Raw genomic sequence first — 13827 nt, 5'->3', positions numbered from 1 at the left:
AAAAATTACGAAGAAATTTCGTCATGTTTTAACCATTTTTTCACAGCCGTTGCTAACTCATCTGGGTGAAACTTGGGAATAAAATCTTCCGCGCCGACTTTCTCAACCATGGCATTATTAAAAACACCACTTAATGAAGTATGAAGAATAACAGGTACATCTCTCATACGTTCATTTTGTTTAATTTCTGCCGTCAAGGTATAGCCATCCATTTCAGGCATTTCAATATCTGAGATTAACAAAGCTACCTTTTCAGTAATTGTGGTATTACATTCTTCGGCAATTGCTTCTAACTGTGTTAAGGCATCTTGGCCGTTTTTGGCTAACAACATATTCAAACCCAAAGGCTCTAATGCTCTTTTTACTTGGTTACGAGCAACGGTTGAGTCATCAGCAATCATAATCACTCTGTCACCCACTTCTTCACCGACAGTTTCATCAGCAACACCTTCGCTAAGCTCAGTAGAAATCGGGCTTATTTCATTTAAGATTTTTTCAACATCTAAAATTGAAACCATCTCTTTATCAATTTCAGTTACTGCCGTTAGATAACTCGATTTACCTGTACCTTCTGGCGGTGGCATAATATCTTTCCAACTTAAGGTAACAATTCGCTCAACACCGCTTACCAAAAAGCCCTGCACACTGCGGTTATACTCAGCAATAATGACAAAACTATCATCAGTTTGAACAATTTCAGGACCACCGGTTGCTTTACTTAAATCGATAACTGAAATCGTCTGGCCACGAATATGAGCAACCCCCTTAATAAACTTATCTTGCTTGGGTAATAATGTCAGCCTAGGACAAGGCATAACTTCTCGCACTTTAAATACGTTAATACCAAATCGTTGTCTACCAATTAGCTTAAATAGCAACAACTCCAGTCGGTTTTGACCTACCAATTGTGTGCGCTGATTTACCGAGTCTAATATACCTGCCATAAAAACCTCTTAGGAAGTGCCATTGAAAATATAACAAAGGCATAATTCTTGATAGTATTAACGTTTAAATACCTTTTAAACGATTGCGTAAATTTATTGACGCTAATCGAACTAAGTTCTATTTAGTAAAGCATAGACGAGTATTGTTAATTCCCTAGCAGCCAGATCAAAAAAATTATGAGTAAATTAAAGATATTAGTAAAAATTACCGTTATTTACTTCACGTTACTGACTAGCAGTAATGCCATGGTCTTTGATCGTGATTATTTAAACAACTTCATTAAATCGCAAGTACAAGAGCAAATAAAGGCTCCTGCCCAAGGAAAACTGCTTATCGATGTATCACCAATAGATCCGAGAATTAATTTACAAGCTTGTCTATCGCCATTAACGGCAAATATACCTGAAAAACATAATGGTAGGAATGTAAATGTTAAAATTGTTTGCGCTGATGAGAAGCCATGGCATTTATACGTTCCAGTTAAAATTCAAACTATAGTCCCTGTTTTAGTAACCAAAGTACGAGTTACTAAAGGCACTTTACTTGATAATTCAAACATTGAAGTTATTCTTAAAGACAGTGCAAAAATAAGAGGTGTAGTACTTGATGATACTAAAGTTGTGATCGGCGCTCGCACCAAAAGAAACCTATCCAAAGGCAGCGCTATCACCAGTAAAAACACTTGTTTTGTTTGTAAAGGGCAACCGGTGAATATTATTGCGAAATCAGCAGGCTTTGAAATAAAGTCTTCAGGAACCGCCTTACGAGATGGCAGTTTAGGCGACATTATTTCAGTAAAAAATACTAAGTCTGGTCGCACGGTGCGTGGGCAAGTTAACGCTATTAACCAAGTGGTAATTAATTTATAATAATGCTTAAGTTTTCCATTGCTTTGCCGATAAAAAGTTAGAAACCAATTACTGTTGTAAGTAGGATTTAATAATGGCGATAAATATCAATAACTTGAACAATGCTAATCAAGTAAAGCAAAAACTTGATCAGCAAGTTCAGACTAAACAACAAGTCACCGAAAGCGCAAATGCATCACAACAAGCTAAATTAGCGCCACGTGATTCAGTATCCATTACACCGCAGGCAAAGCAGTTGAGTGAATTACAGAAAAAAGCAGGTGACTCACCTGTTGTAAATCAAAAGAAAATCGACGAATTAAAAAGTGCGATAGCGTCAGGGGATTATAAAGTTAATCCTGAAAAGCTTGCCGCAAGTATTGCCAACTTTGAGTTCGATCTAGGCTAACGGCTAACCTCACCGGAGTAGAAAGTGTCTGATAAAATAACGCCGCAACAATTGGTTTCTCAACAATTATCGCAATTGACGCAATTAGAGGCGTTATTAACGACAGAAAAAGATATTTTACAGCAACAGAATCCAGACGCTTTAATCGCAATTACTTCAGAAAAAAATAACTTACTTGTTGCCATTCAAGAAATTGACAATGCCATTGGTCAAAGTTTTGAGTTTAAACAAGAGAAGTTAGCCGGTAACTTTAGTCAAGAACTTGCTGAAATAGAAAACACTTTGCTGCGTTGTAAAAAACAAAACCAAGTCAATGGTTTGATCATTCATCAATCACAATTATCGGTTGAACGCATGAGAACCTCATTACTAGAAAATCATAATAAGTCATCTATGACCTATGATAACAAAGGCAAAACCTCTGGCGGTTTAAGCAGTCTAGGTATCAAAGCGTAAATAAATTAAAGGCGCCTTCTGCTTCAAGCATTTCTGCTTAACTTTCACCTATTATTAAGCACAAAAAAACCAGCCACTGCTGGTTTCCTTTATTGCTAAACTAAATTTAGCCTTAGTAATATGAAATATCTTTAATTTCTTTTCTATTAGACGATGCCGCATATATTTCATAAACATCTTTAAAGTCTAAGCTTAGTTCTGTGGTATACGTATCACCAACTGGGTAGCTTTTAACAACTTTTGCACCGCGAATGATACCTTGTACCGATGTTCTTAATTTTTGATTATCAACAATCAAGTTCGACATGGTTGTTTTACCATCAACTGTTTGCCCATAAACTTGTTCAGCCAACTCAGCATAAGCAGCAATTTTTGAAGCATTAATTGCCATTAGCATTTTCTGAGTTTTATGTTTTGACTTTTGTAGACTAATTGGTGCCTGCCCTATCGCCGTTAATACAGGGAAACTTTCTGGTTTTACTGTTTGCCACTCAACATGTTTATCATAAAAAGATGTACAGGCAGTTAGTACAAATAAGCCAAATAAAATAACACTGCGTTTCAATAAAGTATTCATATTATGCCTTGATTCTATTAGCTAAAACTATTGCTGAATCGCCACAGCGCGGGCATCTTCAACTAACATTGCACTGTCTCGAATGATCATACCGTCTTTCATTTTGACATTTTCATTTCGATTAAAGTCATCACCTACCACCCAAGAAGGAATAAACGATTGCGCGGTAGCCACCACAACGCGTGATTGCATACCTATCATTCGAGCATTCACCAAAATACCTTCTTCTTGTTGCATCATGGTGCCTGTCACAACATAGTCAATTATCTGGCGTTCAGGCAACTCTTTCCAATCGCGGCTAAATACATAATCACCATCAGCTGTTACTCGAATATGGCCTGTTGTTTTAAAATCGATAACCACTAAGCCATGGCGCTGCATTTCATGGACAAAGCTTTCTGAAAGCTGATTACCTAACCAATTCGTTGACTCTAAGTTTTTCAAATCAACAAACGAAGCAATAGCAATTGGCGTTTTCGGATTAACAAAAGAACTGCTTTCAAGCATTTGATAAGCAAGACCTTTAACAACATCATTTATGGCATGACGTGGCAGTTCAAAACTGTCAATTTCTTGTTTGTCATGATACGAAGAGCGATAAAAGTCGTCTTTTTCACTCACCATAGAGCAGGACGCAAGTGCGGGTATTAGTATTGCTAGCAGCCAATTCTTCATTGAGCTATCCTCAATTAATGCATAAATTCATATTAATATTCGTATTAATACTAAAGCACAAATCGCGCCAATTTTTATAACATTTTAATTAGGCACAAAACATGCATATTTAAGCCTAATTACCGACCCTTGTTGAAATGAGACAACTATGCAGTTAAATGCCATTTGCCAGAGAATATGTAAACTTAGCTTGTTAAAACTTAGTGTAATAGTAATGAGCCTTACTTTATATAGTAATACGAGTGCTGCGCAGTGGTATGAATCACAAGGTGTCGCCACAATAAAAAATGACGATAGTAAGTCGGCGAAAAATAGAGCGATGCAAAACGCCCTAAAGAAAGCATTATTGGTTGCTGGGGCTTCAGTCTCTAGTGTTCAACAGGTAGTAAATGGTCTACTTACTCAAGACGAAATTAGCATTCGTGCCAGTGGCAGTGTTAACTCTTTTGAATTGATCAGTGAAAACTATACGGATGATCTCGTTACGGTAAAAATTCGCGCAGATATTTTCCCTCAAGAAAAGAAGTGTTTTGCTGCTGACTATAAAAAATCTATGCTACTAACACGCAGTAACTTACTACATAGAGAACAAGCCAATATTGGCAATATTTATCAATTAGATAAAACGATAGTGAACCAGCTTGCTAATAAAATTAAAAAAAATGGCATTTATCTCGATACAAAACTTGCGTTAAACACAAAAACAGAGTTTTCCCGCCTTAATCAAAGTTTAGCGATGGAACAATTAAAAAATCTGTCGATGTCATTAGCCAGTATGACCAATAGCCAATATATTTTATTTTCTGAAATTCAAGATATTTCCATGGCAAACGATGAAGATAATTCATGGCAATTTTGGCAAGACGATGTGTATCAGCGCCAATTTAATATTGCGATTTATATTCATGACGGTACCACTGGCGAACGAGTTTTAGATAAGCAATACCAAAGCTCAGCGCCTTGGCAATTTAACAAGCGCCAGCAAATTGATGTTTCCAGTCAGAACTTTTGGCAAAGTGAATATGGCATGCGAATTAGCCAAACTCTTGAAGATATGGTGACAGATATTGATGAAAATATGATGTGCCAACCGACACAAGGAAGGATAGTAAACGTTGTCGGCAACAATATTACCTTTAACTTAGGGAAAAGGCATGGTGTGCAAGTAGGTGATGAGTTTTCACTGCTACATTTTCAAAACTTTATCAGCGATGATAAAAAATCATACCCAGGCTTTAATGTAAGCCCGTATAAAGTGACCGTAAATGAAGTGTCTAACGATAGTGCTCGCGCAACAACAACTGAGCAGCACATTATCGACAATATACAAATCAATGATTTAGCTGTCCGCTACTAGTAAAAGAAAATCTGTAAAATTATTGTAATTACATATATTAGCCATTTATATAACTTGAATTAAGTTGCTGATATATTGGGATTACTCAAACTTATGTCCTCATAGTTTAACTGGATAAAACTGCGGCCTCCTAAGCCGCTGCTCCAGGTTCGAGTCCTGGTGGGGACGCCATAAGATCGTTAACAAAGATCATTTGCCTATTTATAACTTTCAAAGACATAAAAAAACCCCGCAATTGCGAGGTTTATATTTAACAGACAAATTAGTTTACTAACTCGCCTTTCTTTTGTTCTAATACAACGTCCTTGTCATCTGCAGCTGAGCTACTACTCAACACAGCCGATACAGCTAATATTACTACTGCAAATATTACCGTAGTCAGCTTAACTCCTCTTGACGACGACCTGTTCATTTTTCAATCCTGTTTCAGGTTATATCTTTTTATTCTTATTTGTACATACAACCAAGCTACACTATAGGATCTTAATCTTTAGATCAACAACTTAGTTTATAATTTTCAAAGCATTACTAGTCATAAACTAAAGGTAATGTTCAAAACGGACATTAAGATACGATCAACACAAGGTTTACCGCTACCAACAAATATAACTAAGAGAAAAAAAATCATAGAAAAAGGCTAATAAGATTTGCAGTCAAGGGGCACTCTAGGCGAAAATAAGCGCAAATTTCATCCTTTCAAATTTTACACTTACTGGAGTAATTATGCCGTCGCGTCAACAATTGGCCAATGCAATTCGAGTTTTAAGCATGGATGCCGTGCAAAAAGCCAAATCAGGACACCCTGGAGCCCCAATGGGCATGGCAGATATCGCTGAAGTTTTATGGCGTGATTTCTTAAAGCACAACCCAACAGATCCTAACTGGGCAGATCGCGATCGTTTTATTTTATCAAACGGTCATGGTTCAATGCTAATATACTCACTTTTGCATTTAACCGGTTATGATTTACCGATTAATGAATTACAAAACTTCCGTCAGTTACATTCAAAAACACCAGGGCATCCAGAATATGGTTATACTCCAGGTGTAGAAACAACAACAGGCCCATTAGGTGCTGGTGTTTCTAATGCTGTAGGTATGGCTATTGCTGAAAAAACCTTAGCTGCGCAATTCAACCGCGAAGGTCACAACATTGTTGATCACAACACTTATGTATTTTTAGGTGACGGTTGTTTAATGGAAGGCATCTCACATGAGGCTTGTTCATTAGCTGGTACTTTAGGTTTAGGTAAATTAATCGCCTTTTGGGATGACAATGGCATTTCAATTGATGGTGAAGTTGAAGGTTGGTTTACTGACAACACCCCTGCTCGCTTCGAGGCCTATGGTTGGCACGTGATAAGCGATGTTGATGGCCACGACAGTGCAGCGGTTGCCGCAGCTATTGAAGCGGCAAAAGCAGTTACTGATAAACCAACTATGATTTGTTGTAAAACCGTTATTGGTTTTGGCTCTCCGAACAAATCAGGTACCCATGATTGTCACGGTGCACCATTAGGTGATGAAGAAATTGCAGCAGCACGTGAATTCTTAAACTGGCCACACCCGGCATTTGATATTCCAGCTGACGTATATGCAGATTGGGATCAAAAAGATAAAGGTAACTCAGCGCAAGTAAGTTGGAATGAAAAATTTGCCGCATACCAAGCAGCACATCCAGCACTAGCTGCAGAATACGAACGTCGTGTAATTAACGGTGACTTACCAGCAGAATTCGAAGAAAAGGCAAACGCTTACATTTTAGAATGCCAAGAAAAAGCTGAAAATGTTGCTTCTCGTAAAGCATCACAAAACACCATTGAAGTTTTCGGTAAAGTATTACCTGAGCTAATGGGTGGTTCAGCTGACTTAGCAGGTTCAAACTTAACACTTTGGTCAGGTTCAAAAGGTATTCAAGACGACGCAGCCGGTAACTACATCTTCTACGGTGTACGTGAATTTGGTATGAGCGGCATTATGAACGGTATTTCATTACACGGTGGTTTTATTAACTACGGTGCAACATTTATGATGTTTATGGAATACGCACGTAATGCTGTACGTATGTCTGCTTTAATGGGTATTCAAAACATTTTTGTTTACACCCATGACTCTATTGGCCAGGGTGAAGATGGGCCAACTCACCAACCAATTGAGCAATTAACAAACTTGCGTACCACACCAAATATGGTGACTTGGCGTCCGGCTGATGGCACTGAATCAGCAGTAGCTTGGAAAAATGCTGTTGAACGCCAAAATGCGCCAACATCATTAATCTTCTCTCGCCAAGGATTACCAGCACTAGCGCGTAACGCTGAGCAAGTTGCCGATATTGCTAAAGGTGGTTATGTACTTAAAGATAGCGTAGGCACACCTGAGGTTATTCTAATTGCTACAGGCTCTGAAGTTTCATTGGCATTAAAAGCTGCAGAAACACTAGGTGATAATGTTCGTGTGGTTTCGATGCCATCTACCAATATTTTTGATAGCCAAGATGCACAATATAAAGAGTCAGTATTACCAAGCGCTGTAACTAAACGTGTTGCCATTGAAGCAGCTCATACTGACTTCTGGTATAAGTATGTTGGTTTTGGCGGTAAAGTCGTTGGTATGACAACATTTGGTGAATCAGCACCAGGCAATGCATTGTTTGAACATTTTGGTTTTACTGTTGAAAACGTAGTTAATACTGTTAACAGTTTAAGTTAATAACGTTGATGTAAGCCTTATTAATAGCCAGTTAAGAAATACTTAACTGGCTATTTCATTGACAACCAATTTTCAAAATGAAATTTGTTATCAATGAAATAGCCTAAATACCTTCTATAAGATTAAATAATAATGTCAATTAAGATAGCAATAAATGGCTTCGGCAGAATAGGACGAAATGTCGTTAGGGCGCTATACGAAAACGCCAGAACTCAAGACTTTACGTTAGTCGCTATTAATGAACTTGCAGAGCCTGAAGGCATTGCCCATTTATTAAAATATGACTCAACCCATGGCCGCTTTTCGTTTGCAGTCGAACAAACCGGCAATAAATTATTTATTGCCGGTGATGAAATAGCACTTAGTCATGAAACTGATATTAATAACCTACCTTGGCAAGCATTAAACATTGACCTAGTACTTGATTGTACCGGCAAATTTGGTAGCCAAGCCGATGGCCAATTGCACCTTAAGCAAGGAGCAAAAAAAGTCTTATTCTCTCACCCAGGTGGCCACGACTTAGACGCGACTATTATTTACGGTATTAACCATCAGCAATTAACAGCGGCTGAAAAAGTGGTCTCGAATGGCTCATGCACAACAAACTGTGTAGTGCCGGTTATTCAAGTATTAGATAAAGCATTTGGTGTAGAAAGTGGTGCGATTACCACCATACATTCTTCCATGCATGATCAACAAGTTATTGATGCCTACCACCCTGATTTACGCCGTACACGGGCAGCAAGCCAATCAATAATTCCAGTTGATACAAAGCTCGCGGCGGGTATTGAGCGCATTTTACCAAAGTTTGCTGGACGTTTTGAAGCTATAGCGGTGCGAGTGCCCACTATCAACGTAACAGCAATGGATTTGAGTCTAACATTATCTAGTGATGTCAATATCAGTGATATAAATCAAGCTATTTTAGCCGCACAGAATAATGGTTTAGCAGGCATTCTAGGCTACACCACCGAGCCTTTAGTTTCGATTGACTTTAATCATGATCCACACTCTTGTATTGTTGACGGCAACCAAACTCGTGTTAGCCATAAACGTTTAGTCAAACTACTGATTTGGTGTGACAACGAATGGGGCTTCGCAAACCGTATGCTAGATACTGCTTTTGCCATGTCTCAAGCAAACTAACGAAATTAATTTATAGTTATTAAGCAATAAAATTGAAAAATTTACCTAACAGTTAAACTTTTACCCACAGGAACTAAGCATGTCTGTAATTAAAATGACCGATTTAACACTAGCAAACCAACGTGTATTAATTCGTGAAGATTTAAATGTCCCCGTTAAAGATGGCAAAATCACATCAGATGCTCGCTTACGAGCAGCATTACCTACACTAAAACTTGCTCTAGAAGCTGGCGCTAAAGTTATGGTCATGTCACATTTAGGCCGTCCGACTGAAGGTGAATATAATGAAGAGTTTTCATTGCAACCCGTTGCCGACTATTTAGCTGCCGCATTAAATGCTCCAGTTCGATTAGTAAAAGATTATCTTGATGGCGTTGATGCTAAAGCTGGTGAACTGGTTATTTTCGAAAACATTCGTTTTAACGTTGGCGAAAAGAAAAATGATGACGCCCTTTCACAAAAGCTAGCTGCCTTATGTGATGTTTTTGTTATGGATGCATTTGGCACAGCTCACCGTGCACAAGCAAGTACTCACGGTGTAGCAAAATACGCTGCAACAGCCTGTGCAGGCCCGTTGTTAGCAGGCGAATTAGCGGCACTTTCAAAAGCACTTGATAACCCAGCTCGTCCATTAGTTGCAATTGTTGGCGGTTCAAAAGTATCAACAAAGCTAACCGTACTTGATTCACTCGCAGGCATTGTTGACCAACTTGTTGTTGGCGGTGGCATTGCCAATACGTTTATTGCGGCTGATGACCACAATGTTGGCAAATCATTATATGAAGCGGACTTAGTTGCAGAAGCAAAGCGCTTAACACAGCAAGCTGCTGACAACAACGGTTCAATCCCAGTACCGAGCGATGTTATTGTTGGTCAAGAATTTTCAGAAACTGCTGTAGCAACATTGAAAAATGTTAACGACGTAGCAGACGCTGATATGATCTTCGATATTGGTCCTGATAGCGCGGCAGCACTTGCTGATATAATTGCCAATGCAGGTACCATTGTTTGGAATGGCCCTGTTGGCGTATTTGAGTTCGACCAATTTGGTAAAGGTACGGAAGTCATTGCCAATGCTATTGCCAACAGCAGTGCTTTCTCTATAGCTGGTGGCGGAGATACATTGGCAGCTGTTGATAAATATAACATTGCCGATAAAGTTTCTTATATTTCAACTGGTGGTGGGGCATTCCTTGAATTTTTAGAAGGCAAAAAATTGCCGGCAGTAGAAATTTTAGAAGCACGCGCTAAAGCCTAGCTTTTAAAATTAACAGCAACAGGTATTGCCGCTAAGTTGCTAACAAACTCTTAATATTAACGCTGACAAAACTTTTTAGTATTGTCGGCGTTTTTTTATTGTGAAATAGAAAGGCTCGCGAAAAACTCAACAAGCATTTGAGAAAAATATTCCCAACCAATTGGAAAGTTTCGTAGTAAAATTACAAAAAAAAGCAAGTTCAAGCCAATTAAAAACCGACAAAAGAACTGAAAATTCCGTAATTTAAAAACAAACAAAGTAACTAGCTAAAATTTTATATTTTTCAGTAAGATTGAAGTTCTTTTTCTAGTGCAAATAGTTAAAACCATCTGATATAATTACGATACGAAAGTGCTAAGTTTCACAATGAAACTTATTAAAACCCTATTTGCTTACTATTTACAATCACAGGAGTTAGTTCATGGCTTTAGTTTCTATGCGCCAAATGTTAGATCATGCCGCGGAAAATGGTTACGGTATTCCAGCCTTTAACGTTAACAATTTAGAACAAGTTAGAGCTATCATGCTTGCCGCTAACGACACTAACAGTCCAGTAATTTTACAAGGCTCTGCCGGTGCTAGAGCATACGCTGGCGCACCTTTTTTACGCCACCTAATTTTAGCTGCAATTGAAGAATTTCCACACATTCCAGTAGTTATGCACCAAGATCACGGCACTTCACCGAGTGTTTGTCAGCGGTCGATTCAGCTTGGATTTTCTTCTGTGATGATGGACGGCTCATTAATGGATGACGGCAAAACACCTTCAAGTTACGAATACAATGTTGATGTTACTCGTCGCACTGTTGATATGGCGCACGCATGTGGTGTATCGGTAGAAGGTGAACTAGGTTGTTTAGGTTCACTTGAAACTGGTGAAGCAGGTGAAGAAGACGGTATTGGCGCTGAAGGCAAGCTTACGATGGAGCAAATGCTAACAGATCCAGAAGAAGCAGCTGACTTTGTTCAAAAAACACAAGTAGATGCCTTAGCCATTGCTTGTGGTACTTCACATGGCGCATATAAGTTTACACGCCCACCTACTGGCGATATTTTAGCGATAGATCGCATCAAAGCGATTCATAACCGTATTCCGAACACGCATTTAGTTATGCACGGCTCATCTTCTGTACCTCAAGATTGGTTAGCAGTAATTAATGAATTTGGCGGAAAAATTCCTGAAACTTACGGTGTACCTGTAGAACAAATTCAAGAAGGTATTAAAAATGGTGTTCGTAAAGTTAATATAGACACTGATTTACGCTTAGCGTCAACAGGTGCTGTTCGTCGTTTCTTAGCGGAAAATCCAAGTGAGTTTGACCCACGTAAATTCCTTAAGGCATCAACGCAAGCAATGTATGATATTTGTAAAGCTCGCTATGAAGCATTTGGTACAGTTGGACAAGCATCTCATATTAAGCCTATTTCATTAGATAATATGTTCATGCAGTACTCAACTGGCAAACTTGACGCACTTATCAAGTAAGCATTAGATAGACACTAAAAAGGCAGCTAAGGCTGCCTTTTTTATTTCCCTAATATTAATTTTGGACACATTTGTTAATAATTCGGTTAATTAATTAACAATTTAATGATATTTCCATAGCTCTTCTTTATAATTTGCCCTTTATATCATTGCCTAGGGAAAACAATGGAAACTATTCAAAACTGGTTTGTAGATAACCAAACAATGCTTTTAGATTTTGCGGTAAACTTACTAGTGGCCTTAGCCATTATATTTATTGGTAAGTTTGTTGCGAACTTGATTCGTGGCGGCGTTGTAAAAGTAATGCGCCATAAAGGTATGGACGACGCCATTATTTCGTTTATTAGCAGCCTACTTTACGGCATGCTGTTCTTTATTGTTATTGTTGCAGCCGTATCTCACTTAGGCTTTAACACATCATCTCTTGTTGCCATTGTTGGTGCTGCCGGCTTAGCCATTGGTTTAGCTCTGCAAGGTTCATTATCTAACTTTGCGTCAGGTGTGTTGTTAATCGTATTTAAACCATTTAAATCAGGCGATTTTATTGAAGTATCTGGTGTCGCGGGTATTGTTGAAGAAATTTTAATATTCTCAACCCAACTTAGAACTGGCGATAATAAAACCGTTATTATTCCAAATGGCTCTATCACTAGTGGTACCATCACAAATTATTCAACGAAACCAACAAGAAGAATAGATTTGGTTATTGGGGTGGGTTATGATGCCGACCTTGCAAAAACGAAAGCGATTTTACTTGACCTGGTAAGTGCTGATGAGCGCGTTTTAAAAGATCAAGCCGTGACTGTTGGCGTGTCAGAACTTGCTGACTGCAGCGTTAATTTCGTCGTAAGACCTTGGGTGAAGTCAGCAGATTACTGGCCAACCTACTTCGATTTATTAGAAAAAATTAAAACTGAATTGGACAACGAAGGAATCGAAATCCCATTCCCACAATTATCTGTTCATATGAATAAAGAGGAAAACAATGAGTCATAAGTTAATATCAGCCGTATTATGTTGCGTTTCATTCGCAACAGTTGCTGAAGATGCCAAACCAGCGGAAGAAAAATCTCCTTATACTGCTTCGGCTGAATTAGGCATGCTTTTTAAAACTGGCGACACTAAAAGTACTGATATTAAAGCTGGTTTTGATTTAGGCCATGAGTTAGATGCTTGGAAGTCGACACTTCAGTTTGATATGTTAGTTAAGAAAACTGAAGATGAAGAGACTGACAACTTAGAAACTAGTGATCAGAAATGGACTATTGTTGGTCAAACGAATTACACCTTAGATGATAAGAGCCCTAACTATATTTATGGTAACGCTTCATATGAAGATAATCGTTTTGGTGGTTTTGAAAATCAAAGTTCAATCTCTGCTGGTTGGGGTCGCCGATGGTTTGAAGATGCAAATGCAACATTAGACGCAGATATTGGTCCGGGTTATAAGCGTGATGTATTACGCCCAGGCGGCGAAACTAAAAATGCTTTTATTATTCAAGCACAAGCTTTGTATAAGCGTCAAATCAATGAGCATGTGGAATTTAAGCAATCATTAGTTGCAAAATATTCACCTAAAAGCGGTGAAAACAGCACTTATAAAGCAGAATCATCAATTACCACTAAGTTAATTGAAACGTTACAGCTTAAGTTTAGCTTCGTTGTTGATTACAACACTGAAGTTGAAGACGATAAAGAGAATACCAACACAGAAACAGCCATGACTTTAGTTTATAGCTTCTAAATATAATCGTCATTCAGCTTACACTCTGCCAAAAGCCAGCACTATTCTAGTGCTGGCTTTTTCTTATTTTAAATTCCCCAAATTCATCTTAACACCTCTAAACATCAGTGCTTAAAACAGGTTCTCACACCATAAATTTGCTCGTTTACTTCACTTCTAAACCTTTGTTGCTGTTATCTATACAAAAAGTTACAAAATGGTTGCATGAACCAATAAT

13 protein-coding genes and 1 tRNA gene are annotated in these 13827 nt (G+C 38.3%); 11 read left to right on the top strand and 3 right to left on the bottom strand.

Annotated features, from left to right (window positions below; translation table 11 throughout):
* Positions 1-5: 5 nt before the first annotated feature.
* Positions 6-944 (bottom strand): chemotaxis protein, encoded by a 939-nt coding sequence (locus tag AC27E9_RS03580; RefSeq protein ID WP_487127325.1) that lies wholly within the window; start codon positions 942-944, stop codon positions 6-8.
* Positions 945-1121: 177 nt separating this feature from the next.
* Between AC27E9_RS03580 and flgA the strand changes: the two genes are divergently transcribed.
* The 3 genes from flgA (at position 1122) to AC27E9_RS03565 (ending at position 2658) form a co-directional block, all read left to right on the top strand.
* Positions 1122-1814 carry a flagellar basal body P-ring formation chaperone FlgA gene (gene flgA, locus AC27E9_RS03575; protein WP_487127323.1) on the top strand — a complete coding sequence of 231 codons (693 nt, stop codon included), beginning with the start codon at positions 1122-1124 and terminating at the stop codon, positions 1812-1814.
* Positions 1815-1887: 73 nt separating this feature from the next.
* Complete coding sequence (gene flgM, locus AC27E9_RS03570) at positions 1888-2202, top strand: flagellar biosynthesis anti-sigma factor FlgM (protein ID WP_487127321.1); 315 nt, start codon at positions 1888-1890, stop codon at positions 2200-2202.
* A 24-nt stretch (positions 2203-2226) separates the two neighbouring features.
* Positions 2227-2658, top strand: coding sequence for a flagella synthesis protein FlgN (locus AC27E9_RS03565; RefSeq protein WP_487127319.1), 432 nt, complete (start codon positions 2227-2229; stop codon positions 2656-2658).
* A gap of 112 nt (positions 2659-2770) precedes the next feature.
* On the opposite strand, the gene AC27E9_RS03560 is transcribed toward AC27E9_RS03565, so the two are convergent.
* The gene (locus AC27E9_RS03560; protein ID WP_487127317.1) at positions 2771-3235 is read right to left on the bottom strand and encodes an LPP20 family lipoprotein; all 465 of its coding nucleotides are present in this window, start codon (positions 3233-3235) and stop codon (positions 2771-2773) included.
* Positions 3236-3262: 27 nt separating this feature from the next.
* Positions 3263-3910 (bottom strand): FlgO family outer membrane protein, encoded by a 648-nt coding sequence (locus AC27E9_RS03555; protein WP_487127315.1) that lies wholly within the window; start codon positions 3908-3910, stop codon positions 3263-3265.
* Positions 3911-4124: 214 nt separating this feature from the next.
* On the opposite strand from AC27E9_RS03555, the gene AC27E9_RS03550 reads away from it, so the two are divergent.
* The 8 genes from AC27E9_RS03550 to AC27E9_RS03515 all read left to right on the top strand — a co-directional run bounded on the left by AC27E9_RS03550 (position 4125) and on the right by AC27E9_RS03515 (position 13610).
* Positions 4125-5267 (top strand): flagella assembly protein FlgT, encoded by a 1143-nt coding sequence (locus AC27E9_RS03550; RefSeq protein WP_487127313.1) that lies wholly within the window; start codon positions 4125-4127, stop codon positions 5265-5267.
* A gap of 95 nt (positions 5268-5362) precedes the next feature.
* Positions 5363-5438, top strand: a tRNA-Arg gene (locus AC27E9_RS03545).
* Positions 5439-5990: 552 nt separating this feature from the next.
* Entirely contained in the window at positions 5991-7976 is a 1986-nt protein-coding gene (tkt, locus tag AC27E9_RS03540) for a transketolase (protein WP_487127311.1), read from the top strand.
* Positions 7977-8108: 132 nt separating this feature from the next.
* A complete protein-coding gene (gene epd, locus AC27E9_RS03535) occupies positions 8109-9122 on the top strand; it encodes an erythrose-4-phosphate dehydrogenase (RefSeq protein WP_487127309.1) in 1014 nt (337 codons plus the stop codon).
* Between the two features lie 79 nt (positions 9123-9201).
* Positions 9202-10380 carry a phosphoglycerate kinase gene (locus AC27E9_RS03530; RefSeq protein ID WP_487127307.1) on the top strand — a complete coding sequence of 393 codons (1179 nt, stop codon included), beginning with the start codon at positions 9202-9204 and terminating at the stop codon, positions 10378-10380.
* 421 nt (positions 10381-10801) lie between these two features.
* Positions 10802-11866, top strand: a complete 1065-nt coding sequence (gene fba, locus AC27E9_RS03525; RefSeq protein ID WP_487127305.1) for a class II fructose-bisphosphate aldolase — start codon at positions 10802-10804, stop codon at positions 11864-11866.
* Between the two features lie 165 nt (positions 11867-12031).
* Positions 12032-12862, top strand: coding sequence for a mechanosensitive ion channel domain-containing protein (locus tag AC27E9_RS03520; protein WP_487127303.1), 831 nt, complete (start codon positions 12032-12034; stop codon positions 12860-12862).
* On the top strand, positions 12852-13610 hold the full coding sequence (locus tag AC27E9_RS03515; protein ID WP_487127301.1) for a DUF481 domain-containing protein: 759 nt from the start codon (positions 12852-12854) through the stop codon (positions 13608-13610). The genes AC27E9_RS03520 and AC27E9_RS03515 overlap by 11 nt, the downstream gene beginning before the upstream one ends.
* Positions 13611-13827 lie beyond the last annotated feature (217 nt).

This window comes from Colwellia meonggei (assembly GCF_057537295.1).
This window is presented reverse-complemented; position numbering and strand designations above follow the sequence as displayed.